This is a genomic window from Kitasatospora sp. NBC_01539 (assembly GCF_045040525.1).
Taxonomy (GTDB): domain Bacteria; phylum Actinomycetota; class Actinomycetes; order Streptomycetales; family Streptomycetaceae; genus Kitasatospora.
The window spans coordinates 8,708,700-8,732,796 of record NZ_CP109390.1 but is presented as its reverse complement, the minus strand read 5'-3'; the positions used below and the strand labels follow the sequence as shown (position 1 = coordinate 8,732,796).

The window sequence follows — 24,097 nt, the reverse complement described above, 5'->3', positions numbered from 1 at the left end:
AGCACCGCCCACCCGGCCCGGGACGTCAGCCGGCCTCGACGCCCCGGGCCGCGGCACGGGCCCGCGACGCACCGGCACCCGCAGCGCACCGGCACCGGCACCCGATTTCCACCCGCGGCACCCCATCGGGCATGCTCGCCGCCATGGACCTCCCCGCACGGCGCAACCCCGTCGGCGCCCACGTGCCCGTCGCGGGCCGCGGGCTGGTCGGCACCGGGCTGGCGTACGCGCGCCGGGTGGGCGCCGAGGCCGTGCAGGTCTTCGTCGCCAACCCGCGCGGCTGGGCGACCCCGCCCGGCGACCCACGACAGGACGAGGCGTTCCGCGAGGCCTGCGCCGAGGCCGGTATCCCGGCGTACGTGCACGCGCCCTACCTGATCAACTTCGGCTCCGGGTCGGACGCCACCCGCGAGCGCTCCGCCGAGTCGCTGCGCCACTCGCTGCACCGGGCCCGCGCCATCGGCGCCCTCGGCGTGGTCGTGCACACCGGCTCCGCGCTCTGCGGCCCGCGCGAGGCCGCCCTCGCGCACCTCCGCGCGCAGGTGCTGCCGCTGCTCGACGAGTCGGACGCACACGGCGACGACTCACCGCGCCTGCTGCTGGAGCCCACCGCCGGCCAGGGCAGCTCGCTCTGCGGACGCATGGCCGACCTCGCCGACTACGCCGCCGCCCTCGACCACCACCCCCGGCTCGGCGTCTGCCTCGACACCTGCCACGCCTTCGCCGCCGGGCACGACCTCGCCGCGCCCGGCGGCACCGCACGGATGCTGGAGGAACTCGCCGACGCCGTGGGCCCCGGCCGCCTCGGGCTGATCCACGCCAACGACTCGGAGGACGTCGTCGGCGCCCGCAAGGACCGGCACGCCAACATCGGCGCCGGCCACATCGGCACCGCCGCCTTCGCCGAACTCCTCGCCCACCCGGCCACCGCCGGCGTGCCGCTGATCATCGAGACACCGGACGGCCGCCACGACCCGCAGCGGGTCGAGGGCGCCCGGCACGCCCTCGACATCACCCGTCTCAAGGAGCTCCGCCTCCCCCCGGGCAGGCCCGCCGCGGCACGCCCCGCAGGCAGCGCCGGGCCCGCCGTTCCCGCCGGGCTGCCCGGGTGAGCGCCGGCCGGGCCCGGCTGCGCCTCGCCCTGCTCGTCGTGCTGCTCGCCGCGGCCGCCGGGTCGCTGCTGCTCTGGAGCCCGGCCGACGCCCTGCGCAGCGCCGACGGCCCGTGGCAGCTACCGCTCGCCCTCGCCGTGTACGCCCTCGGCACGCTCGCCTTCGTGCCCAAGCCCGCGCTCAACGCGGCGGCCGGGCTGCTGCTGGGCGTCGCCCAGGGCCTGCCGCTGGCCGTGGCCGGCACCACCCTCGGCGCCGCCGCGGCCTTCGTGCTCGGCCGCACCCTCGGCCGGGACGCGCTGCGCCCGCTGCTCCGCACCCGCGCCGCGGCCGCGCTGGACCGCCGCCTCACCGACCGGGGCTTCCGCAGCGTGCTGATGCTGCGGCTGGTCCCGGGCGTGCCGTTCCAGGCGGCGAACTACGCCTGCGCGGTCTCCGGGGTGCGCCCCGGCCCGTACCTCGGGGCGACCGCGCTCGGCGTGCTGCCCGGCACCGCCGCGTACGTCGCGGCCGGGGCCGGTGCGTCCTCGCCGACGTCGGCGGCCTTCCTCGTCCCGACGGGGCTGATCGTGCTGCTGAGCGCCGCGAGCGGGTACTCGCTGTGGCGGTCCCGCCGCGCGGCCGCGGCCGCGACGGCAGCCGCGGGCGCAGTCACCGCCGGGACCGCGGCGCCGGCACCCGACCCCGTACCGGTCGCCGTCGGGCCTACGGCCTGACCGGCGGCCGCAGCCGGCCCAGGGCCACCAGCAGAGCGGTGTTGACGGCCGCCGCACCGGCCAGCAGCGCGGCGGCGAGCGGGTGGCCGGCGAGCGCCAGGGCGAGCACCGCGCCGCCGAGTACGAGCAGCTGGGTCAGCAGCCAGGCGGCGGGCGACTTCACCGGCGCGTTCGGGGCGGCGTAGCGGCCCCACAGCAGGGCGGCGGCCAGTGGCAGGACGACGGCGAGCAGGGCGCGCACCACGACCGGGCCCGGCGCGGCCCAGCCGCCGACGGCGAGCGCGGCGAGGGCGCAGAGCTCCAGCAGGAAGCGGACCAGCAGATTGACCCCCATCAGACCGGCCCTCACGGTTCCCCCCTTGTCCGTCCCGGCTCCCGGGGTCCTGTGCGGACGGCCCGGGCGGTCGCGTTATTGGGTGGCAGCCCCTCCCGACGCTGCATCAGGATATGCGGCATGACCACGACCGAACGCATCGATCCGCCTTTCGCCGCCGACGAGACCGCCATGCTCACCGCGTGGCTCGACTACCACCGCGCCACGCTGCTGCTGAAGACGGAGGGCCTGACCCCGGAGCAGCTCCGCGAGCGCTCGGTGCCGCCGTCGTCGCTGTCCCTGCTGGGCCTGGTGCGCCACATGGCCGAGGTGGAACGGCACTGGTTCCTCGGCATCCTCCAGGGCCAGGAGTTCGAGGAGGGCATCTACTGGACCTCCGAGGACGAGGACGGCGACTTCAACCAGGTCGACGGCGCCGACCCGGAGGCCGACCTGGCGACCTTCCGCACGCAGGTCGGGCTCGCGCGCGAGGCTGCCGCCGGGCTGCCGCCGGAGACCCCGGGCAAGCGGCTGCGCCGGGGCGAGGAGGTCACGCTGCGCTGGATCCTCGTCCACATGATCGAGGAGTACGCGCGGCACAACGGCCACGCCGACCTCCTCCGCGAGCGGATCGACGGTGCCACGGGAGAGTGACGGAGTTACACGATCGTTGACGAATAGTCAACTTGCCGACTCCGTTCACCGATAAGGTCCAGCCACGGAACCGTCCGGCCACCTGCTGCGTCGCACCGAATGTCGGGTTCATCCCGACCCGGGGCCACGCCACGAGCCGCACTGCGGTCGCGTGCAGGCACCGAACCGGTGATCAGTGCGATACTCGGACAGTTCCAACAAGTGGATGACGTGTCAAAAAGACACGCTCACCCGGGGGACGCGTACGGGACGGAGAGGGAGGCGCGGCATGGGAGCACTTCGCGACGAGCACCACAACGGGTGGTTGATGCCCTCCGGAAACTACCCTGCTGCGGTCTACGACGATCCGTGGGACACCGAGGAGACGCTGCCCTCCGTGCCGGCCCCGGCGGCGAAGATCGTCTCGCTGCGGCCGACCGGCTTCGAGGCCGCGCGCACCGTCGGCGAGCACCTGCGCGCCGGCACCCCGGTCGTGATGGACCTGACCGAGATGGACGACCCCGAGGCCAAGCGCATGGTCGACTTCGCCTCCGGGCTGGTGTTCGGCACCCGTGGCGGCATCGAGCGGATCGCCCGCCGGGTCTTCCTGCTCACCCCGGCCGAGGTCGAGGTGACCGTGATCGACCGCCCGCTGGACGGCACCGGCTTCTACAACCAGAGCTGACCCGGCCGCCCGGCCCACCCTCCCCACCGGGGACGGCACCCGCCGTCCCCGGTTTTTCGGCTCTCCGGACGGCCCGGCCGACCGACACGGCCGGGTGGGCCGTCGGCCCGGGCGACCGCCCCCGGGGCGCATCAGGTCGTCGTCTTCGCGTTCGCGGACGCGGCAGTGGTGGGCGTACGCCGCCGGGAGTTCGGTGCCGCTGCCCGGAATCGACGCGATCGTCCCCGTGGGCGGGGTGAACCCCCTCGCACCTCCCGGTGCGCCGACCGTACGGGGGTTTCGACGGGCCGGTTCGGCAGGACGTCGGACGTGGTCCCGGATGATGACCGTCCGGTCCACCGAACGAGACAGCCAGCCCTCCCATGAGACGTCCATGTCTCACATGCGCTAAGCTCGATCCATGGCCACCGATCGCGACTCCGTCCTCGAAGCCGCCGTCGGCGTGCTCTCCCGGCGCCCCAACGCGCACCTCGACGAGATCGCCCGCGCGGCCGGCATCAGCCGGGCCACGCTGCACCGGATCTTCCCGGGGCGCGAGGCGCTGATCCGCGAGGTCGGCATGCTCAGCCTCCGCAAGTTCGCCGAGGCCTGCGACACCGCCCGCATCGAGGACGGCGACGCCCGCGACGCGCTGCGCCGCCTCGTCGAGGCCGTCGTCCCGGACGCCGCCCTGTGCGCCTTCCTCGCCGGCGAGAACCAGCTCTACGACGACCCCGAGATCAACTCGCTCTGGGACGTCCAGGACGAGCGCGTCCGCGCGCTCTTCCTCCGCGGCCAGCAGCAGGGCGTCTTCCGCATCGAACTGTCGGCCGGCTGGCTCAGCGAAGCCTTCTTCGACCTCGTCGCCGGCGTCGGCTGGGCCGTCCAGGACGGACGCCTGGCCCCCCGCGACGGCGCCTACTCGCTCACCGAGCTCTTCCTCGGAGGAGCCCTCAGGAGAACAGAACCCTCATGACCGGCACCCACGTCCAGGCCCGCGCGCAGCACCGCTGGGCCGGCCTGGGCGTACTCGTCCTGGCCGTCACCCTGGTCGCGGTCGACGCGACCGTGCTCTCCCTCGCCATCCCCTCCATCAGCGAGACCCTCCGCCCCAGCGGCACCCAGCTGCTCTGGATCGGCGACGCCTACTCCTTCGTCCTCGCCGGGCTGCTCGTCAGCATGGGCGCCCTCAGCGACCGCATCGGCCGCAAGCGGCTGCTGCTGCTCGGCTCCACCGCGTTCGGCGCCGCCTCCGTGCTCGCCGCGTACGCGCCCGGCCCCGGCTGGCTGATCCTCGCCCGGGCGCTGCTCGGCGTCGCCGGCGCGACCATCATGCCGTCCACGCTGTCGCTGATCCGCGCCCTCTTCCCGGACGCCCGGGAGCGCGCCACCGCCATCGGCATCTGGGGCGCGGGCGCGACGGCCGGCGCCGCCCTCGGGCCGCTCGTCGGCGGCCTGCTGCTGGAGCACTTCTGGTGGGGCTCGGTCTTCCTGCTCAACCTGCCGGTGCTGGCACTGCTGCTGGTGCTCGGCGCCTGGCTGCTGCCCGAGTCCCGCAACCCCCGGCCCGGCCGGTGGGACACCCCCAGCGTCGTCCTCTCCATGGCCGGCGTGATCGGCGTCGTCTACGCGGTGAAGGAGGCCGCCGCGCACGGCCCGTTCGCGGAGCCCGCGGTGCCTGCCGCGTTCCTCGCGGGCGCCACCGCCCTCACCCTCTTCGTCCGCCGCCAGCTGCGCCTGGAGTCGCCGCTGCTGGACGTCCGGCTGTTCGCGGACCGCCGGTTCACCGCCGCCGTGGTCGGCTCGCTGACCTCGCTGATCGGGCTCTCCGGCGTGGTGTTCTTCATGTCGCAGTATCTGCAGCTGGTGCGGGGCATGTCGCCGCTGGAAGCGGGTGTCGCCGAGATGCCGGCCTTCGTCGGCGCCGTCGTCGGCGGGCTGCTCACCGCCTGGCTGGCCCGCCGTACGGGTGCCCGCTTCACCCTGACGGCCGCTCTCCTGGCCATGGGCGCGGGCATCGCCCTGCTCGGCCTGCTGCACCGCGACAGCACGTACCTGCTGCTCGGCGCCGCGTTCCTCGCCGTCGGCACCGCCGAGGGCGTGGTCTACACGCTCGCCTCCGACCTCGTGCTCGGTGCCGCGCCCGCCGAGAAGGCCGGCGCCGCCTCGGCGGTGTCGGAGACGGCGTACGAGCTGGGCACCGCACTCGGCATCGCCCTCGTGGGCTCCGTCGTGACCGCGATCTACGCGGGCGCGCTCAGCGTGCCCGCGGGCGTCGGGGCGTCCGCCGCGAGCCAGGCCCGCGAGTCGATCGGCGGTGCGCTGCAGAGCGCCGCCTCGCTGCCGGGGCCGGTCGGCGCCCGGCTGGTCGACGACGCCCGGCTGGCCTTCCTGCACGGTGTCAACGTCGCGGCCTGGCTCGCCGCTGCCCTGCTGCTGGCCTCGGCCGGTCTCGCCTGGTGGCTCCTGCGCGACCGCCCCGGCACGGCGACCGCCCCGCACACGGCCGCCGCCCCCGGGACCGCCGGGCCCGCGACGGCCGGTCGGGCCCACCAGCCGGTGGGCTGACGGGCAGCGCGGGCCCGCCCCGGCCCGCGCGGGCCGGGGCGGCGGGATCGTCGCCCGAGTGGCGCCCGCGGAGCGGTGGCGCCTGCGCTCACCGGGGATGCGGGGACTGAATCAGCCCGCCCCCGCCCCCGCCCCCGTCCCCGCCCCCGTCGGCCGCCGTCCGGGCGTTCGGTACTCGCCGGGTGGCCGCCCGTACGCCGCGCGGAAGGCCCGGCTGAAGTCGCCGGGCCGGGAAAAGCCCCAGCGGGCGGCGATGGCGGCGATGTCCAGGTGGCGCAGCAGGGGGTCGGCGAGGTCGTTCCGGGCGCGTTCCAGGCGTTGGGCGCGGACGGTGGCGGCGACGGTGGTGCCGCGCTGCCGGAACACCCGGTGCAGGGTGCGCAGCGAGATGTGGTGGGCGGCGGCGATGGTGGCGGGGGTCAGGTCCGGTGAGCCGAGGCGGGTCGCGATGAAGGTGTCGATGCGCAGGCTCAGGACGTGGGCGCGGGTGTCGGGCGGCAGTTTGGCGGCCTGGTCGCTGCGGGCTGCCAGCAGGGCCGTGACGAGGTCCAGGGTGCTCGTCTGCAGCCGGCTGCGGTCCGGCGCACTGAGGTGGTCGGCCTCCGCGGCGAGGGAGGTGAGGAACCGTCCGGCCATCGCGCTGAGGCCGGTGCGGCCGAGCGGGGTGGCGAGCAGCGGTGTGAGGCGGTCCGCGCTGAGGGGCACGAGGTTCTTGGGGAAGTTCAGGACGAGGCTGGTGGCGCGGGGCTCGGGCGGGACGTCGGTGTCGAAGGGGCGGGAGCTGTCGTACAGGACCAGCTCTCCGGGCCGGAGCCGGTGCGACCTGCCGTGCTGGTCGATGGCCTGGTTGCCGGAGCGGACGAGGGCGAGGCGTAGTGCTCCGGATCGTCCTTGCGGATCATGTCGGCGGTGCGGGTGGAGCGCAGGGCGGTGTAGCTCAGTGCGCAGAGCAGGCCGGCGCCCACGCTCATCGCACGGATCGAGGCGCTGAACGCGGCGGGCTCGCCGATGGTGAAGCGGGTGCGGGTCATGGCCCGTGCGGTGACCTCCTCCCAGGCCTCGATCCGCTCGGCGGGCGGCAGCCGGCCGCTGTCGAACACCAGGTCCATCGTCCTCATACGGCCCGACCATAGCCGAGCCGACATGCCGGGTCGGGGCCTTCGGGCGAAGCCGCCGGCAGGGTTGTTGCCGCTGGGGCGTCCGGGAACGGATGTGCGCTGCGTGCCGTGCACTGTGCCGTGCGTGCCGTCTCCACCGGGACGTCCTGTGCCGGGCGGTCACGGGATGGAAGTGTCTGGCGGTGCCGGCCGGTCCTCGGTCGGTGACGCCGGACCGGGGCCGTCGGTGCCCCCGGACCGCCCCGCCCGTCCGAGAGTTCGAGGAGACCCATGACCGTCCTCCGCCGTTTCACCGCCTCCGCGGTCGCGACCGTTGCGCTGGCCGCCGGCACCGTCGTCCTCGCCCCTGCCGCCTCGGCGGCCGAGGCTCCCGTCCCCGGCACCCGGTGGGGCTTCGCCGACTGCTGGGTGGAGATGTACAGGCGTGACGACGGGTACGTGCAGGCCCGCGGCACCAGCTCGCACAACAACTCCTGCTCGATCTGGCTCCAGCGGCAGCGGGTCGGCGACGGCGGCTACCCGTGGACGACCGTCTCCGGGGTCCTGGACATGTACAACAACCAGCGGGCCACCGCGTACCACTGGAACGGCACCGACGCGGCCTCGCGCGTCTGCCTGAACAACGCCAGCCTCGGCGCCACCAACTGCGGCATCACCGTCTGGTAGTCGGTCGGCGGCTCGCCGGGAGAGGTGGCGGGGCCGCCTCCTGACGGCCCGCCGGGGACCGGTCGCCCCCGCCGCGCGTGCACGCCGCCGCGGCGGGGGCTCAGGTGCGGTTGAGGGAGCGGGTGACACCGGCGACCGCCGCGGTGGTGAGGATCCACCCGGCGGCGACGAGGGCGTAGCCGAGCCACTGGTGGGCGTCGGTCCAGTACCAGGCGGTGCGCTGGCCGAAGCCTCCGATCGGGATCAGCAGGTCGACGGTGTAGATCAGCGGGTTGAAGGGGGCGCCCTGACCGGGCTGGGCGGCGGAGGGCCGGCCGCCGTGGCCGAAGGCGACGGTGCCCGCGGCGACGAGGGCGAGCAGCCAGAGGGCCGCCTGCCAGGGGCGGTAGCCGTAGCCGACGGTGACGTCGAGGATGCCGCCCCAGGCCCGTCCGAGCGGGTGCAGCGTGCGCCGGCGGCGGCGCTGTTTGGCGAGCAGCACGCGTCGGGCGTCGTCGTCGTGGCCGATCCGCCGGTACCAGGCGGCGAGCTGTTCGTACGGCTGCGGCGTGTAGCCGGGTGTTCCGGTGAGCCAGGCGAGCCGTTCGGCGAGGCCGGTGGCGCCCTGGAGCGAGGTGTAGGCGAGGCCGTCGAGGCGGGTGCTGGCGGCGCGGCCGTGCGCGTTGTCGTGGATGACCGCGACCTGCGCGTCGCGCAGGTCGACGCTGCCTTCGGGGCGGGCGGCGGGGGTGAGGTGGAGGTCGCCGGCGGTGAGGCGGGTGGCGTCCAGGGCGGTGGTGCCGTCGCCGTGCAGCACGGCACCGTCGAGGGAGAGCTTGCTGCGGACGGTCGCTCCGGGCAGCCGTATCGCGCCGCGGGCGGTGAAGCCGTCGGCGAGGATCATCGTGGAGGCGGTGAGGTCGTCGCCGGTGAGGGCGTCGCCGCCGGGGTTGTCGAGCACGGCACCCTCCATGAAGAGCCCGCCGCCGAACTCGGCGCCGACCAGGCGCAGGCCGCCGCGGGCGTGGAAGCCCTTGCGGGCGAAGCAGCCGCCCTCCATGACCAGACCGCCCGCCCACAGCGCCCAGGCGGGCCCGGCCGCGGCGTCGGCTCCGAGCCGTTCGGTCGCCGTCAGCCGGACGCCGCTGAGCCTGAGTTCGCCCGCGATGTGGGCGCGCGTGAGGGTGAGGCGCCCGTCGATGACGGAGTCCTCCAGGAAGAAGTTGCCGTCGACGCGGAGCAGCCAGCCGTCGAGGCCGGGGAGGCTGCAGCGGAGGAACGTGGTGGAGCGGAGGCCGGCCCCGCGGAGCACGACCTGCTCGTCGAACGCGCACGCGGTGAACTGCACGGGCAGGTCGACCGCGGCTCCGCCGAGGTCGAGCCGGCCGGTGATCCGGGCCCCGGTGAGCTCCAGGCGGCCGACCCGCCCGTCGACGGGTGCGGGCCCACCGCCGAGGAGCAGGGCCGTAAGGACGTCCGCCCGGATGTCGCGATCCTCGCACCCGCCCAGGTCGAGGTGCTCCCCTCGTTCGAACGCCTCCCACAGCCGCCGTTCGGCCTCGCCGAGTTCCCCGTACACCGGCACTGTGCTCCCCCTCCGCCGGTTGACACCGGGTCAGCAGCGTAGTGCAGGGTCGAACGGCCGTCCGGTGGCGCCCCGGGCCGGCGGCGAGGCCGGGAGTCCCGGGTGTGCTCCGGTCGGGAGCGCACCCCGTCGGGTCGGTCGGCTATCGCTCCGGCGACCGCGCTGCCGCCTCCTCGGCGACCGCGCCGAGCAGCAGGGCGCGGAGGGCCGCGGCCTTGCCGGTCAACTGCCCGGCCAGGTGTGGTTCCCGCTCCCCCAGGCCCTCCAGCAGGGCGACGGCCTCGTCGATCGCGGCCAGTGCCTCCGTGTGCTCCACGCCGGCGAGCCGGCGGGCCACGGCGAAGGCGTGGAGGGCGTCGACCGGTTCGAGGACGTGCGCGTCGCGATCGACCGCCAGGTGCGCGCGGCCCAGCCGCACGGCCTCCGCCGTGAGCCGGAGGCTCTCCTCGCTGCGGCCCGCCTCCGCGAGCCGCAGCCCCTGCTGCGTGGTGGCCCGGGCGAGGAGGCCCACTCCGGCCTCCGGGTCGTCCGCAGCGAGCCGGCGGCAGATCTCCAGCGCCTCGGTGGTGGCCGCGAGGGCCCGCTCCGGCTGGGCGGGCTCCAGGGCCAGGCAGGCGGCCAGCGTGCCGAGGCAGGTGGCCAGGATGATCTCGTACCCGGCCTCTCCCGCCTCCACGGGGGCCCGGCACAGGGCGACGGCACGTTCGAGGTGGGGCAGGGCCTCCTCGCGGAGTTCCAGGTCGGTCAGCACCGATCCGGCCGCGAACAGCACCACGGGCAGTCCGGGCATCCGGCCCGGGGCGGTTTCGGCGAAGCGGTCGGCGGCGGCCACGGCCTCCCGGACGGTCGAGAGGGCCTCCGTGCGGCGCCCGACCATGAACAGGAGCAGTCCGCGGAAGCGCTGGCCGAAGGCCAGAACCGACTCGTGGGCGGCGGCCTCCTCGGGCGTCATCCGCCGTTCGTGGTCCCGCGCCAGGTCGAGGGCCTCCAGCGCCTGCCGAGGGCTCAGCCGCATCATCAGGAGTTCGGCGAGGCCGGTGAGTCCGGCGGCGACGTGGATCCGCGCGGCGGCCCCGTCGCGGTCGGCGACCCGGCACCGGACGGCGACCGCTTCGCGGGCCGCCGCCTCGGCCTCGTCGTACCGCGCGATCGACCCCAGGAGGTTCACCTGGTGGCTCAGGGTGCCGGCCAGGTCGGCCTCGTACCGCTCCGGCTCGGTCCGTGCCCGGCTCCGCAGCAGCGCGATCGCCTCGGCCACGGTCCCGGCCGCCTCGGCGCGCCTCCTGACGCGGAACGCGAAGGCGGCGAGCAGTCCCAGCTGGCCGACCAGGGCGGCCGTTCCCGCGCCCCCGGGGCCGTCCGCCCGCCTGCGGGCGATCTCCACCGCCAGGCGCAGGGGCGCCAGGCCCTCGTCCGTCCGTCCGAGCGTGTCCAGGCACGTGGCGCGGCTGTTCAGCAGTTCCACGATCACGGGATGGAGGTCGTCGGCCCCGGCCCGGTCGGGGTCGGCGTAGGTCGCGAGGGCCTCGTCGACGAGGTCCATCGCCTCGGACGTCCGGTCGGCGGCCACAAGGCAGATGCGGAGGTTGTGCAGCGCTCGGGCGAGGCTGCCGGCGTTCGCGCGGGGTTCCGAGGCAGCGAGTTCACGGCAGGCCGCCACGACCGCGAAGAGCGACGCGATGGCCTCGTCGGGCCGTCCGGCGGCCGCCTCGCAGTTGGCCCGGGTGAACATGCCCATGGCCAGGTCTGCGGCGAAGACCCCGGGGGTCGCCTCGTCGAGCTCGGCGTAGATGCGGGCGGCCTCCTCGGCCGCCGCCAGGGCCGGCTCGCCGTCGTCGGCGCTGCTGTACTGGTTGGCCAGGGTGTTCAGTGCCATGGCCAGCTCGGGGCGGTGGCCGTCCGGTTCCTGTGCGACGAGTTCCCGGTAGAGCCCGACCGACCGCTCGGCGGTGCGGACGGACTCCGCGACGTGCCCCAGCTCGCCCAGGTCGATGGCCAGCGAGTTGAGTGCCATGGCGAGGAGGTGGCGGAAGCTCTCCGGGCGCTCCCGGAAGAGCCGCTCGCGGATGTCGACGGACCGCCGCACCAGCGCCAGCGCCTTCTCCGGGTTGCCCAGGTCACCGTGGCAGGTGGACAGCGTGCCCAGCACCATGGCCAGCTCGGGCAGGTGGGCGTCGGGGTGCCGGTCGGCCAGTGGCTCGCAGCGTTCCGCCGCCTCCGAGGCCGCCTCGAAGGCCTCGCGGTGGTGGCCGGTGTCGGTGTGGCGGATGGCGAGGTTGTTGAGCTGGGCCACCAGGCCGGCCTCCGCCTCGGGTGCGCCGGCCCGCACCAGCCCGCGCTGGATGCCGACCGCCTCCTGGATCGCCTCCAGGGCCTCCGGGTTCCGTCCGAGCCTGCTCTGTGTGGCGGCGAGGCCGCCGAGACTGGTGACCAGGTTGCCCCGGGCGTCCTCGGGCACGGGTTCGGTGCCGACCACGATGCGGTAGTGGGCGACCGCTTCGAGGGCCGGTGGGAGCGCCTCGGTACGCCGGCCCAGCACGCCGAGGCACACCGACCGGTTGTTCAGGGCGGCGGCCAGATGCACCCTGGCGCTCTGCGGGTGGGTCGCCAGGAGCGGCTGCAACAGGTCGACGGCCTCGTCGGCGGCGGTCAGGGCCTCGGCGGTCCGGCCCGTCCAGAGGAGCCGTTTGGCGAGATGGCGCAGCTCGGCGCCGAGCGCGACGCTGTCCTCGACGGTGCCGGTGCCGGCGGCCCGGCGCAGTGCCACCAGCCGCTCCACCAGGTGGAGCGCCCACGCCGCCAGCGCGTGCGAGGTGCGGGGCAGGTGGTCGGCGAGCTCGGCGAGGGCCGGGATCGACACCTCCTGGTCCTCGGTGCGCCGTGTCAGGGCGTCGACGAGCGGCTGCGGCCGTTCGACCTGGGTGGCGACGTCGATGGTGACCGTCCCGAGAAGGTCCGCGTGGCGGGTGCAGACGTCGACGATCAGGTCGTCGAGCGTGCCGGCCAGCGGCGGGTGCGCGGCCGCCCGCGAGAGCAGGGTGAGCAGCCGGGCCGACTGCGCCGCGCCGACCGGGCCCGCCGGCGGGCGGCGCGTGTCGGCCGGGGCCAGCAGGGTGTGCACGAGTCTGCGGTTCTCCAGCAGGTGCCTGCCGATGAAGCGCTCGGCCAGCCTGTCCGGTTGGACGATCTCCCAGGGATCCCGCTCGGCGGACGGGTAGACGGCCTCGATCCACTCCCGGACGACCAGGAGTTCGTGGTCGTGCAGGCCGGAGAGGACGGGCGTGCGCCGGAGGAGGTCCTCCCGTTCGTGCTCCTGCAGGGGCACGCCGCCGAGCAGCACCACGGTGGCGAGGGCGTCGGCCAGGGAGCGTCGGCGGACGAGGCCGTGCGGCAGGGGGTGCTGCCCCGCGACCTTGGTCCAGTACGCCCGTTCGTGGTCGAGGATGCGGTCCTCGGCGTCCTTCCGGTCATACGGGTCGGTGTCCGGGTCGGTGGCCTCGGCGGGCGTCGGCCCGTCGGCGCGGCCGGGGGCACTGCGGAGCGCGGCGTCGAGGAGGTCCGCCAGGGCCGTCATGTGGAGCGTCAGGACGTTGCCGGACGGCAGGGCCCGGGGCCCGGGGTCGGGCAGGTCCTTCGCGAGCGCGGCCCAGCCGTTCCCGCCCGGTGCGTGCGCCGGGCCGGCCAGCCGTTCGGCGAAGGAGGCCGCGGCCTGCCGGTAGAGCAGCGCGCGGGTCTCGTGGTCGGGTGCGAGGACCGGCAGTTCGTCCGTCGGCGCGCCGCCCAGCACGGCACCGCCGGGCGCGTACCCGGCGTTGTCCCACCACTCGCCCGCGGTGCGGGCGAGCAGGAGCACCTTCAGCGGGACGCCGCCGCGGTGGAGCGTGCCGGCCCGCAGCAGTGCGGCGAGCTCGTCCTGCCGGGTCTCCGCGTAGTCGAGCACCACCAGCAGGGGCTCCGCGGTGTCCCGCAGCCGGGTCAGCTCCGCCGGACCGGCGCCGGGGTCGGGCCAGAGCACCGTCCACCGGCGGTCGGCGGCCTGCAGCACCTCCCCCAGCCGGGCGGCGAGGCGGGTCTTGCCCTGGCCTCCGGGCCCGTGGAGCAGCCGGACGCCGAACCCGGCGGGTTCGCACCACCGCCTGAGCCGGGTGAGGATCTCCTCGCGGCCGGAGAAGGCGACGACCTGCCGGCCGGCCTGGAGCAGGCTGCCCGGTGGGAGCAGGCCCTCGGACGGCGCCGGGGTGTCCCGTGCGTGGAGTTCGTCGAACTCCACCTGGCCCAGGGTCAGCGAGGAGGCGGCGTTGTCCTTCAGGGCTTTCAGGAAGCCGTCGTCGGTGTGCAGGAGGTAGGCCGGCACCACCTCCAGCAGGCCGTGGCCGAAGCCCGGCACCTCCGCCTTGACGACGCCGACGAGGAGCCCGCCGCAGACCACGGCCGCACCCGACAGGCCCGCCCACACCGGCCCGTCGGCCGGCCACTCCCGCATCGAGTGCTCGGTGAGGGCGAGGAGGTGGCGCTTCTCGACGTAGCCGCTGCCCGGGTTGATCGTTCCCGTCAGCTGCATGGCCTCCGAGGGCGGGTGCGGCCGTTCGGCCGTTCCGGCGCGCCGGATCACCCCGGGGATCCCCCAGGTCTCGCACAGCTGGCCGGTCCGCGTGGTGGCCATCCGGCCCCAGGGTTCCGCCGTGCCCGCCGGCTCCCGCCACTCGGCGGCCTCGACGCGCACCAGGGCTGCGTCGTCGCGTCCGTGCGGCGTGCCGCGCCAGACCACCACGGCGTGGTCGTGCCGTCTCCGGCCGGGCCTCAGCACGGTGACCGGCGTCCCCGCCTCGCCGACGACGTGCGCCGAGGTCAGCACCAGGCGCGGCCCGACGACGTATCCGCTGCCTCTGGTGTCCTCGCCCAGGACTCCGACCAGCCGCTCGCGATCCACTGCTCCCCCTCGCGTTCCCGTCCGCCCGCACCGGGACCGCGTACGGCGGTCCGGTCGGTGCTGCGCCCCCGTCAGTCCTCGGCGTCGTCGTCCACGGCCTCGTGCCCGAGGTCGTGGTCGCGGCGGTCGTTGATGCTGAAGGAACCCGGGGCGGGGACGGCGTCGCGGGTGCGCGGGGTGAGCGTGAAGGACACCCGGTGCGTGCTGCCGCGGGACACTCCGGCCTCGGCCTCGCCGGAGACGACCCAGGCCCGGAACTTGCCGCCGGCCTTGGCCTCCGCTCGGAGTTCGATCTCGAACTCCATCTCGACCGGGCCGACGTCGAAGGCCAGTGCCCGGCCCTCGCCCCGCGTGGCCGCCTCCATCAGTTCGTCGCGCACCGCGGCCACCGCGTCGGCCAGACCGATCCTCATACCCACCCCGCCCATCACCGTGACCGGCCCCCCGATCATCCTGGCGGTCAGGCTAGCGGGCGGCCGGACGGATCGCCTGACACTTCGCCAGGTCGGCTCGGTGAGGCCGTCGGTGTCACTCCCGTCCGCGGACGAGTCCGATGATCTCCTCGACGGCGGGCCGGGCGCGTTCGGCGTCGGCGGGGACGAGGCCGATGCGGGTGCGGCGGTGCAGCACGTCGGCGGCGTCGAGGGCGCCCTCGTGGGTGACGGCGTACGCGATCTCGGCGCGGGTGACGTCGATGCCCTCGGCGACGGCGTCGCAGGGCCGGGGCACGTCGGCGGCGAGGACGGCTCCCGCGGCCGCCCCGTGACGCAGGGTCAGCGAGGTGGGGGCGCCGGAGGACGCGGCCGGGCCGGAGTCGCGGTGGGCGGGGGCGCCGACCAGCGGGAGGCGGGCCGTGGTGCACGGCCCGGCGCGCAGGCCCCGGAGGCGGACGGCGGTGTCGACGGCGTCCTCGGCCATCCGCCGGTAGGTGGTGAGTTTGCCGCCGACCACGGTGATCACTCCGGTGGGCGACTCCAGTACGGCGTGCCGGCGCGACAGGTCGGCGGTGGCGCCGCCGCCCCGGTCGATCAGCGGGCGCAGCCCGGCGAAGGCGCCGCGGACGTCGGCCCGGGTGAGCGTGGTGCGCAGCGCGGTGTTGACGGTGTCGAGCAGGAAGGTGATCTCGGTGTCCGTCGGCTGCGGCTCGTCGGGGACCGGCCCGGGCGCGTCCTCGTCGGTGAGGCCGAGGACGACCCGGTCGAGCTGCTGCGGGAGCGCGAAGACGAAGCGGCCGGTGGAGCCGGGTACGGGCACGGTGAGCGCGGCACGCGGGCGGCCGAGGGCCGCGGCGTCGAGCACGAGGTGGGTGCCGCGGCTGGGCCGCAGCCGGACGGCCGGGTCGACCTCGCCGGCCCACACGCCGGTGGCGTTGAGCACGGCGCGGGCGGTGACGGTCAGGCTCTCGCCGGTGAGGGTGTCGGTGAGGCGTGCGGAGGTTCCGGTGACCTGCTCGGCGCGGACCCGGGTGAGCACGGTGGCGCCGTGCTGTGCGGCGGTGCGGGCGACGGCCACCACGAGGCGGGCGTCGTCGACGAGTTGGCCGTCGTGCGCGACGAGGGCGCCGCGCAGGCCGTCGGTGCGGACGGCCGGGGCGAGGCGGACGGCCGCGGGTGCGCCGATCCGCCGCACGCGGGGCAGCAGGGCGGCGGGGGTGCCCGCGGCGAGGCGCAGCGCGTCGCCGGCGAGGAGGCCGGCGTGCACGAGGGCGGCCTGCCGCCGGGGGACGCCGGGCAGCAGCGGTACGAGCTGGGGCAGGGCGCGTACGAGGTGGGGTGCCGTGCGGGTCATCAGGATGCCGCGTTCGGCGGCGCTCTCGCGGGCGACGCCGATCCGTCCGGAGGCGAGGTAGCGGAGGCCGCCGTGGACGAGTTTGGAGCTCCACCGGCTGGTGCCGAAGGCGAGGTCGCGCGATTCGACGAGGACGGTCCGCAGGCCGCGGGCGGCGGCGTCGAGGGCGATGCCGGCGCCGGTGACGCCGCCGCCGACGACGAGCAGGTCGACGGCGGGCCGGTCGCCGAGGGCGCGGAGGGCGGCGGTGCGGCGGCGGGCGTCGAGCACGGTGCTGCCGGTGGGGGTCATGGCGCGAGGTATCCGTTCAGGGCGCGGGCCAGTTCGCGGCGCCAGGCCTGCTCGGGCAGCAGGTGCGCGACCATGCGGTGCGACTGGACGGTGGACTGGGCGATGAGCAGCACCATGGCGGCGAGTTCGGTGGGCTCGCCGGCGCGGACGGAGCCGTGCCGCTGGCCCTGGACGACGGCGGCGCCGATGGCGTCGAGGAGGCCGCGCTGGCTGGTGCCGAGCCGTTCGACGACGTACTCGACGAGGGTGTCGGAGTGCAGGAGTGCGCCGAGGACGGGGTTGTCGCGCAGGCGGACGGCGACCTCGACGACGCCCTCGACGAAGGCCTCGCGGTCGTCGCCGTCCAGGGTGACCTGCTCCTGGGTGCGGCGGATCTCGCGGGTGAGGAGGGCGCCGATGACGGCCCGGACGTCGGGCCAGCGGCGGTAGACGGTGGGCCTGCTGACCCCGGCGCGGCGGGCGATCTCGGCCAGTTGGGTGCGCTGGGGGCCGAGGTGGACGACCAGGTGCGCGGCGGCGTCGAGGATCGCGTCGTCGGTGGTGGGGGTCCGGGCCCCGGCACTCTCGTTACTACTTGACATAATGCGTCATACTGTAACGCATGGCATCCGATACGCAAGCAGGTCAGGACCGCGGCCCGGCCGCCCTGCCGCTCCCCCCGATGAAGTGGGACGCCTGGGGCGACCCGGCCCTCGCCAAGCCCCTGTCCGAGGACGTCAAGGCCCTGCTGGCCGCCGCCCTCGGCGTGTCCGCGGACGCGGCCGACACCCCGCTCGCCCCCGAGGAGGTCGAGCTCCGCCCCTCCGCCCTCCCCGCCGCCGACCTCGCGGCACTCGCCGCCCTCGTCGGCCCCGGCCACGTCAGCGCCGCCGACGCCGACCGGCTGCCCCGCGCCGGCGGCAAGTCCACCCCCGACCTGCTGCGCCGCCGCAGCCGCGGCCCGCAGGACGCCCCCGACGCGGTCGTCCTGCCCGGCAGCGAGGACGAGATCGCCGCCGTCCTCGCACTCTGCGCCGAACGCCGCATCGCCGTCGTGCCGTTCGGCGGCGGCACCAGCGTGGTCGGCGGCGTCGACCCGCTGCGCGGCGGCCTCACCGCCGTCATCTCCCTCGACCTGCGCCGCCTCGACGCCCTGCACGTCCTCGACGAGGTCTCCGGCGAGGCCGTCCTCGGCGCCGGCCTCACCGGCCCCCGCGCCGAGGAACTGCTCGCCGAACGCGGCTGGGAGCTCGGCCACTACCCGCAGAGCTTCCGGTACGCCACCATCGGCGGCTTCGCCGCCACCCGCTCCTCCGGCCAGGACTCCGCCGGGTACGGGCGGTTCGACGAGATGGTCCGCGGGCTCCGCGTCGTCACCCCCGCCGGTGTGCTCGACCTCGGCCGGGCGCCCGCCTCCGCGGCCGGGCCCGACCTGCGCGAGCTCTTCCTCGGCTCGGAGGGCGTGTTCGGCGTGATCACCCGGGTCCGGCTGCGGGTGCACCCGCTGCCCGCGGAGAAGGTCCACGAGGCGTGGAGCTTCCCCGACTTCACGACCGGCGCCGCCGCGCTGCGCGCCGTCGAGCAGCAGGGCACCGGCCCCACCGTCATCCGCCTCTCCGACGAGTCCGAGACCGCCGTCAACCTCGCCATGACCGACCGGATCGGCGGCGACCGGGTCACCGGCGGCTGCCTCGCCGTCACCGTCTTCGAGGGCACGAAGGAACAGACCGCGGCCCGCCACGAACGCACCCACGCCGTGCTGCGCGCCGCCGGCGGCACCCCTCTCGGCGCCGGACCCGCCCGCGCCTGGGAGCACGGCCGCTTCTCGGCGCCGTACCTGCGCGACGCCCTCCTCGACTGCGGCGCCCTCTGCGAGACCCTGGAGACCGCCACCGACTGGGCCGGACTCGACCGGCTCAAGGCCTCCGTCACCGCCGCCCTCCGGGAACACCTGGCCGGCGCCCTGGTGCTCTGCCACATCTCGCACGTCTACCCGACCGGCGCCTCGCTGTACTTCACCGTGCTCGCCGCCCGGCAGGGCGACCCGCTCACCCAGTGGGACGCCGCCAAGCGGGCCGCCGGCGACGCGATCATGGCCGACGGCGGCACCATCAGCCACCACCACGCCGTCGGCGCCGACCACCGCCCGTGGATGGGCCGGGAGATCGGCGACCTCGGCGTCCGCATCCTGCGGGCCGTCAAGGACACCCTCGACCCGGCCGGCATCCTCAACCCCGGCAAGCTGATCCCGTGACCGGCCCGACCACGGCACGGCCGCCGCTCAGCGTCCTGGTGCTGACCAACCCCGCGGCCGGCGGCGGCCACGCGGCGAAGGCCGCCGTCCGTGCCACCGCCCGCCTGCGCGCCCGCGGCGTCGAGGTGGTCAACGCCGCCGGCGCCGACCCCGAGGACGCCGTACGGCTCGCCCGCGAGGCGGCCGGCCGCGGCGTCGACGCCCTCGCGGTCGCCGGCGGCGACGGCATGATCAGCCTCGCCCTGCAGGCCCTCGCCGGCACCGGCGTCCCCCTCGGCGTCGTACCCGCCGGCACCGGCAACGACCACGCCCGCGCGCACGGACTCCCCCTCGGCGACCCGGAGGCCGCGGCGGACGTCGTCGCCGACGGGCACACCGTCACCGTCGACCTCGGACACGCCACCGCCGCCGACGGCACCGCGCGCTGGTTCGGCTCGGTGCTCGCCACCGGCTTCGACTCGCTCGTCAGCGACCGCACCAACCGGCTCACCTGGCCGCGCGGCCGGATGCGCTACAACCTGGCCGTCCTGGTCGAGTTCGCCAACCTGCGGCCGCTGCCGTTCCGGATCGAACTCGCCGACGGGACCGTCGTCGAACACGACCTCACCCTCGCCGCCGTCGGCAACACCCGCAGCTACGGCGGCGGCATGCGGATCTGCCCCGACGCCGACCCGGCGGACGGGCTCCTCGACGTCACCGTGGTACGGGCCATGCCGCGGCACCGGGTGGCCCGGTTCTTCCCGTCGGTGTTCAGCGGCACCCACGTCCGCCACGAGGAGGTGGAGACCCACCGGACGCCCTCGCTGCGCATCGACTCACCCGGCATCACGGCGTACGCCGACGGCGAGTACATCGGCCCGCTGCCCGTCGACGTCCGGGTGGCACCGGGCGCACTGCGGCTCCTGGTGCCGCGCCCGGCCTGACGCGGGCCCGGCCCCGTCCCCGGTCGCCGCGGGGCGGTGCCGGACCTACGGTCGTGTCCGGGGCGGGCTCGCGTTCGGATCGGCACCCAGGAGACCGGCATGCGGCACTACCGATGGGTCCTGGAGACCCAGGACGACCACGGGCACTGGTCCCGCCAGGAGGGTTCGCCGGTTCCGAACCCTCTGGAGTACGACGGGCCGCCCCAGAAGGCGGCCAACCACGTGCGGGACGTCCTCGTGCGCACGCTGTCCCGGCCCGCACCGGGGCCCCGGGCGATCAGGGTGTGCGTCTGGGAGGACGACGCGACCGTCGGCGAGCCCCTGGCCCGGACGGAGTGGTCACGCGGGTGAACCGCTCGGCCCCGGGCGGCTCACCCGGGCGGCCGTCCCGGGCGGGGGATGCGCCGGAGCGCCGTCAGGCCGTCAGGCGGGCGCCAGCCACGTCGCGGCACGGGTACGGGCCACGGCGTCGCGCCGCTCGGCGTCGCCGGAAACGTCGCCGGGCGCGGCGGCCGACGGCAGGAAGCCCGAGCCCCGCACCTCCGGCGCGTCCGCGGGACCGGCCGGCCCCGCGGGGGCTGACGCGGTCTCCGCGCCCTCCGCGAGCAGGGCGCTCGCCGTGCAGGTGTTGGCCGGGTCCGCGGCCCGGACCATCAGCCGGGCGGCCTCGACCGGGTCCGTCGACGGCGGCACGACCAGCAGGTCGAGCCGCCGGGGGGTGTACGAGCACACCATGATCATGTGCTCGTCCTGTTCGACGGTGAACCAGCCGGCATGCACCGAACGCCCGGCGACCGGGATGCGGCGCGGGATGACCGGCCACTGCGCCGGATTCACGGTGATCCGGGTGACCCGGCCCCACCGAGCGTCCAGCTCCGCGGCGAGGGCGGGGATTTCGAGGAGGAGATCACGCGACCGGGGCCACCAGGCGCCGTCGAGGCGGCCGGGCCGGACGCCGTCGGGCGCCAGCGAGAGCCGCATCGGGGCGGCTGCTGCGGCCAGGGGCGAGGTTGCGGGATCGAGAACGGTGGACATGGTCGACGACCTGTCTCCGGGTCCGCCCGAGGGCCGGATCCGGAATTGCCGTGCTCCGGAGACGACGCCAGTGTCCGGTGCCGGCATGCGAGGTGCCTTCGGTAGTGCCCAGGTTACTCCTGGTCGTCACCGGCCGGGCGCCATCGGGCGCAGCGACTTCCCCCGGTCGGGCACCATCGGGCGCAGCGACTTCCCCCGGTCGGGCACCATCGGGCGCAGCGACTTCCCCCGGTCGGGCACCATCGGGCGCAGCGACTTCCCCCGGTCGGCCCGGACGGCCGGGAAGGACGCCGTCGCCGACGGGCCTACCGTCACCTGCCCGACGCGGGCCCGGCGGGGTCCCTGCGGGAACCGCCGGCCACCGGGAGACCGTCCCACCGGTCTCAGGACCCGTGTCGCCGCCCGACCCCTCACCGACCCCAGGACCCCGTGTGAAGAAGAGATCCGCCCGCATCGCGACCGCCGCCGCGCTCACGGCCGTCGCGGCGGCCGCGTTCGCGCTGCTGTACCTGCCGGAGGCGCTGCGCCCGGGGTGCTCCGTCCCGGCGGCGAGGGGCCCCGGACACCCGGACACCCTGCGGCTGCTCTCCTCGCACCCGGCGGGCGCCACCCCGCTCGGTGCCGTGGCGTCCTCCTGCGAGGACGGCCGGTTCAGCGACGAGTCGGGGTACGCCGAGGCCTCCGCCGTCTACGCGTACACCGCCGGCGAACGGGAGTTCGCCGCCCACTACGACGCCGAGGCGGCCGGGTCGGGCTGGGTGGCGCACCCATTTGAATCCGCCACGGGCGCCGTCGAGACCTTCGACCGCTGCTGGACCCGGACGGTCGGCGGCAGCCCCGTCACGGTCGAGCTGCGGTACGACCCCACCGCGCGGACGTACGGCCTCACCGCCACGAGCGCGCTGGACGGCAGCGGCATCCGCTGCCCCTGACCGGACCGGCCGTCAGCCGCCCGCCCTGAGCGGGAGTTCGATCTCCGCCCAGACGACCTTGCCCTCCTTCGTCGGGCGGGTGCCCCAGCGGTGGGCGAGTTCGCTGACGAGGTGCATGCCGCGGCCGCCCTCGTCCTGTTCGGCGGAGGAGCGCAGCCTCGGCGAGTGGCCGCCCGCGTCGGCGACCTCGACGGTGAGGGTGCGGTCGTCGCGGTAGAGCCGCAGTCGGCGGGGGGCGTCGGCGTGCAGGAGGGCGTTGGTGACGAGTTCGCTGACCATGAGCTCGGTGAAGTCGGCGTGCACGGCGAGCCCCCACGCCTGCAGGGTGGACCGGGCGAAGCGCCGGGCCTGCGACGCGAGCGGGCCCTCCCCGGTGAGGTGCAGGGTGGCGATCCGCTCGGCGGGCACCGGGAGGGCGCGGGCGAGGATCATCGCGATGTCGTCGTCGGTGCCGTCGGCGACCAGTGTGGCGAGCACCGCGTCGGCGCTCTCCTCCAGCGTGCGGGAGCGCCCCGACAGCGTACGGGCGAGGAGGCCGATGCCCACGTCGAGGTCCTGGCCGCGGCGTTCGACCAGGCCGTCGGTGTAGAGGGCGACCGTCGCCCCGACCGGCAGGGTGAACTCGATGCTCTCGAAGGTCGCGCCGCCGACGCCCAGCGGCAGGCCGGGCGGCAGGTCGACGGGGCTGGACGAGCCGTCCGCGCCGACCCGCACGGGTGGCAGGTGGCCGGCCGAGGCGACCAGGCAGGTGCGGTCGACGGGGTCGTAGACGAGGCAGACGCAGGTCGCGAACTGTCCCTCGCCGATGGCGCTGGCCGTCTCGTCGAGCCGGGTCAGCACCTGCTCGGGCGGCAGGTCGAGGGTGGCGAGGGTGCGGGCGACGGTCCGCAGCTGGCCCATGGTGGCGGCGGCGCGGATGCCGTGGCCCATGACGTCGCCGACGACGAGGGCGACCCGCCCGCAGGAGAGCGGCACCACGTCGAACCAGTCGCCGCCGACCTCGGAGACGAGGCTGCTCGGCAGGTAGCGGTGGGCGATCTCCAGGCCGAGCGTGCGGTGGATCTCCTGCGGCAGGAGGCTGCGCTGCAGGGTGAGGGCGGTCTCGCGCTCGCGGCGGTAGAGCCGGGCGTTGTCGATGGCGAGGGCGGCGCGGGCGACGAGCTCCTCGGCGAGGGCGACGTCCGCGGCGGTGAACGGCTCGGGGTTGCGGGTGCGGACGAACTCCGCCCCGCCGAGCACCATGCCGCGGGCGAGCACCGGCACCATGAGGTAGGAGTGCACGCCGGCCTCGACGCCGGGCGCGACGCGGTCCGAGTTCGGCACCAGGCCGCGCAGCACCTCCTCGTCGACGTGGGAGCGCAGCAGCGGCCGGCCGCTGCGCAGGCACTGCGTGTAGACGCGCTGGGCGTCGTACTCGGTGGTGGCGCCGACGGCGTCGGCGGCGCGCGTCAGCCCGGCCTCGTACGCCTCGCCGACGGCGACGGCCCGGACGAGGACCGGCCGCTCGGGGTGGATCGGGGCGGGCTCCTCGCCGCGGAGCACGGGCTCCAGCAGGTCGACGGTGGCGAAGTCGGCGAACCGCGGGATGACGGCCTCGATCAGCTCCTCGGCGGTGCGCTGCAGGTCGAGGGTGGTGCCGATCCGGGCGGTGGCCTCGGCGAGCAGGGCGAGGCGCTCCTGTGCGCGGGCGGCGCGGGCCTCGGCCTGGAAGCGCTCGGTGACGTCGATGAGGTTGGAGCTCACGCCGAGCACCCGGCCGGTGGAGTCCTCCAGCCGGAAGTACGACGCCGACCAGGCGCGGTCGCGGCGCGGGTCGCCGGGGGTGCGGCCGTGCGAGCGGGCGTCGACCACCGGGCGGCCGGTGGTGAGCACCTGCCGCATGACGGCCTCGATCTCGGCGCTGTTGAGGCCCGGCAGCAGGCTGGAGACGCGGTGGCCGATGTGTTCGTCGACGGTCAGGCCGTTGATCTTCGCGAGGGCGTGGTTGAGGCGGACGAACCGCAGGTCGGTGTCGTAGACGGCCATGCCGATCGGCGACTGGTTGAAGAGGCCGTCCAGCACGGCGAGGTCGGCCTCGACCTGGCGCAGCGTGCGGACGTCGGAGGCGGTGACGAGCAGCAGCGGCTGCCCGCCGGGCCCGGCGATCGGGTAGGTGTGGAACTCCAGCTCGACGCTGCTGCCGTCGCTGTGGCGGACCGCGTGGACCCCGGACCGGCCGGAGCCCGCCATGACCTCCTGGAACAGCTCCTGCACCTTCGCCTGCATGCCCTCGGGGGCGAGCAGCCGGGCGGCGTACGCGCCGACGGCGCGGTCCGCGGGGTGTCCGGTGAGTTCCTCGGCCTCGGCGCTCCAGTGCAGGATGCGGCCGTCGGCCTCCAGCAGCGCGGTGGCGAGCGGTACGAGCCGGTGGCCGCCCAGGCGCGCGGAGGCGGCGCCCGCCTCCACGCGGCCGGCGCCGTCCTCGGCGATCCAGTCGAATCCGTGCATGATCAGGAACTCACCCGCCCGGTACCTTCCCTACGGGAGGCCGGCCAATCCGGTCCCCACCAGACTGCACAAAGCCCGGCCGGTCGGCGACTGCGCGTCGCCGGCCGGGCCGGGCGGGGTGCCG

At 75.8% G+C, this 24,097-nt stretch carries 22 protein-coding genes; 11 read left to right on the top strand and 11 right to left on the bottom strand.

Annotated features, from left to right (window positions below):
• The first annotated feature begins 143 nt into the window (after window positions 1-143).
• Both OG335_RS37795 and OG335_RS37790 read left to right on the top strand, forming a co-directional pair.
• Window positions 144-1,112: a deoxyribonuclease IV gene (locus tag OG335_RS37795; RefSeq protein WP_405009341.1), complete on the top strand. Its 969-nt coding sequence runs from the start codon at window positions 144-146 to the stop codon at window positions 1,110-1,112.
• Window positions 1,109-1,828, top strand: coding sequence for a TVP38/TMEM64 family protein (locus OG335_RS37790; protein WP_405009342.1), 720 nt, complete (start codon window positions 1,109-1,111; stop codon window positions 1,826-1,828). The genes OG335_RS37795 and OG335_RS37790 overlap by 4 nt, the downstream gene beginning before the upstream one ends.
• On the opposite strand, the gene OG335_RS37785 is transcribed toward OG335_RS37790, so the two are convergent.
• Window positions 1,818-2,162, bottom strand: coding sequence for a DUF2568 domain-containing protein (locus OG335_RS37785; protein ID WP_405009343.1), 345 nt, complete (start codon window positions 2,160-2,162; stop codon window positions 1,818-1,820). The two genes, OG335_RS37790 and OG335_RS37785, sit on opposite strands and share 11 nt — an antisense overlap.
• A 120-nt stretch (window positions 2,163-2,282) precedes the next feature.
• Here OG335_RS37785 and OG335_RS37780 point away from each other — a divergent pair, with 120 nt between their 5' ends.
• The 4 genes from OG335_RS37780 to OG335_RS37765 all read left to right on the top strand — a co-directional run bounded on the left by OG335_RS37780 (window position 2,283) and on the right by OG335_RS37765 (window position 6,006).
• Window positions 2,283-2,795: a DinB family protein gene (locus OG335_RS37780; RefSeq protein ID WP_405009344.1), complete on the top strand. Its 513-nt coding sequence runs from the start codon at window positions 2,283-2,285 to the stop codon at window positions 2,793-2,795.
• A 268-nt stretch (window positions 2,796-3,063) separates the two neighbouring features.
• The gene (locus tag OG335_RS37775; RefSeq protein ID WP_405009345.1) at window positions 3,064-3,459 is read left to right on the top strand and encodes a cell division protein SepF; all 396 of its coding nucleotides are present in this window, start codon (window positions 3,064-3,066) and stop codon (window positions 3,457-3,459) included.
• A gap of 400 nt (window positions 3,460-3,859) precedes the next feature.
• Window positions 3,860-4,414: a TetR/AcrR family transcriptional regulator gene (locus OG335_RS37770; protein ID WP_405009346.1), complete on the top strand. Its 555-nt coding sequence runs from the start codon at window positions 3,860-3,862 to the stop codon at window positions 4,412-4,414.
• The gene (locus OG335_RS37765) at window positions 4,411-6,006 is read left to right on the top strand and encodes an MFS transporter (RefSeq protein WP_405009347.1); all 1,596 of its coding nucleotides are present in this window, start codon (window positions 4,411-4,413) and stop codon (window positions 6,004-6,006) included. Before OG335_RS37770 ends, OG335_RS37765 begins: the two co-directional genes overlap by 4 nt.
• A 111-nt stretch (window positions 6,007-6,117) precedes the next feature.
• Here OG335_RS37765 and OG335_RS37760 read toward each other — a convergent pair whose 3' ends face one another.
• Together OG335_RS37760 and OG335_RS37755 are read right to left on the bottom strand one after the other, a co-directional pair.
• Entirely contained in the window at window positions 6,118-6,711 is a 594-nt protein-coding gene (locus tag OG335_RS37760) for a helix-turn-helix transcriptional regulator (RefSeq protein ID WP_405009348.1), read from the bottom strand.
• A 17-nt stretch (window positions 6,712-6,728) separates the two neighbouring features.
• Window positions 6,729-7,124 carry a hypothetical protein gene (locus OG335_RS37755; RefSeq protein ID WP_405009349.1) on the bottom strand — a complete coding sequence of 132 codons (396 nt, stop codon included), beginning with the start codon at window positions 7,122-7,124 and terminating at the stop codon, window positions 6,729-6,731.
• Window positions 7,125-7,394: 270 nt separating this feature from the next.
• Here OG335_RS37755 and OG335_RS37750 point away from each other — a divergent pair, with 270 nt between their 5' ends.
• Window positions 7,395-7,790, top strand: coding sequence for a hypothetical protein (locus tag OG335_RS37750; protein ID WP_405009350.1), 396 nt, complete (start codon window positions 7,395-7,397; stop codon window positions 7,788-7,790).
• A 100-nt stretch (window positions 7,791-7,890) separates the two neighbouring features.
• On the opposite strand, the gene OG335_RS37745 is transcribed toward OG335_RS37750, so the two are convergent.
• The 5 genes from OG335_RS37745 to OG335_RS37725 form a co-directional block, all read right to left on the bottom strand.
• Window positions 7,891-9,348 (bottom strand): oxidoreductase, encoded by a 1,458-nt coding sequence (locus OG335_RS37745; protein ID WP_405009351.1) that lies wholly within the window; start codon window positions 9,346-9,348, stop codon window positions 7,891-7,893.
• 148 nt (window positions 9,349-9,496) lie between these two features.
• Window positions 9,497-14,284 carry a trypsin-like peptidase domain-containing protein gene (locus OG335_RS37740; RefSeq protein ID WP_405009352.1) on the bottom strand — a complete coding sequence of 1,596 codons (4,788 nt, stop codon included), beginning with the start codon at window positions 14,282-14,284 and terminating at the stop codon, window positions 9,497-9,499.
• 71 nt (window positions 14,285-14,355) lie between these two features.
• Window positions 14,356-14,697, bottom strand: a complete 342-nt coding sequence (locus tag OG335_RS37735; RefSeq protein WP_405009353.1) for a trypco2 family protein — start codon at window positions 14,695-14,697, stop codon at window positions 14,356-14,358.
• Between the two features lie 115 nt (window positions 14,698-14,812).
• A complete protein-coding gene (locus OG335_RS37730) occupies window positions 14,813-16,363 on the bottom strand; it encodes a glycerol-3-phosphate dehydrogenase/oxidase (protein ID WP_405009354.1) in 1,551 nt (516 codons plus the stop codon).
• On the bottom strand, window positions 16,360-16,944 hold the full coding sequence (locus OG335_RS37725) for a TetR/AcrR family transcriptional regulator (RefSeq protein ID WP_405009355.1): 585 nt from the start codon (window positions 16,942-16,944) through the stop codon (window positions 16,360-16,362). Before OG335_RS37725 ends, OG335_RS37730 begins: the two co-directional genes overlap by 4 nt.
• A 20-nt stretch (window positions 16,945-16,964) precedes the next feature.
• On the opposite strand from OG335_RS37725, the gene OG335_RS37720 reads away from it, so the two are divergent.
• The 3 genes from OG335_RS37720 (at window position 16,965) to OG335_RS37710 (ending at window position 19,870) form a co-directional block, all read left to right on the top strand.
• On the top strand, window positions 16,965-18,596 hold the full coding sequence (locus OG335_RS37720) for an FAD-binding oxidoreductase (protein WP_405009356.1): 1,632 nt from the start codon (window positions 16,965-16,967) through the stop codon (window positions 18,594-18,596).
• Window positions 18,593-19,519, top strand: coding sequence for a diacylglycerol kinase (locus OG335_RS37715; RefSeq protein ID WP_405009357.1), 927 nt, complete (start codon window positions 18,593-18,595; stop codon window positions 19,517-19,519). The genes OG335_RS37720 and OG335_RS37715 overlap by 4 nt, the downstream gene beginning before the upstream one ends.
• Window positions 19,520-19,618: 99 nt before the next feature.
• Window positions 19,619-19,870, top strand: a complete 252-nt coding sequence (locus tag OG335_RS37710) for a hypothetical protein (RefSeq protein WP_405009358.1) — start codon at window positions 19,619-19,621, stop codon at window positions 19,868-19,870.
• Window positions 19,871-19,942: 72 nt separating this feature from the next.
• On the opposite strand, the gene OG335_RS37705 is transcribed toward OG335_RS37710, so the two are convergent.
• Together OG335_RS37705 and OG335_RS37700 are read right to left on the bottom strand one after the other, a co-directional pair.
• On the bottom strand, window positions 19,943-20,554 hold the full coding sequence (locus OG335_RS37705; RefSeq protein ID WP_405009359.1) for a DUF5994 family protein: 612 nt from the start codon (window positions 20,552-20,554) through the stop codon (window positions 19,943-19,945).
• A gap of 126 nt (window positions 20,555-20,680) precedes the next feature.
• The gene (locus tag OG335_RS37700) at window positions 20,681-20,869 is read right to left on the bottom strand and encodes a hypothetical protein (RefSeq protein WP_405015267.1); all 189 of its coding nucleotides are present in this window, start codon (window positions 20,867-20,869) and stop codon (window positions 20,681-20,683) included.
• A 116-nt stretch (window positions 20,870-20,985) separates the two neighbouring features.
• On the opposite strand from OG335_RS37700, the gene OG335_RS37695 reads away from it, so the two are divergent.
• The gene (locus OG335_RS37695; RefSeq protein WP_405009361.1) at window positions 20,986-21,486 is read left to right on the top strand and encodes a hypothetical protein; all 501 of its coding nucleotides are present in this window, start codon (window positions 20,986-20,988) and stop codon (window positions 21,484-21,486) included.
• 12 nt (window positions 21,487-21,498) lie between these two features.
• On the opposite strand, the gene OG335_RS37690 is transcribed toward OG335_RS37695, so the two are convergent.
• Complete coding sequence (locus OG335_RS37690; RefSeq protein WP_405009362.1) at window positions 21,499-23,973, bottom strand: SpoIIE family protein phosphatase; 2,475 nt, start codon at window positions 23,971-23,973, stop codon at window positions 21,499-21,501.
• Window positions 23,974-24,097 lie beyond the last annotated feature (124 nt).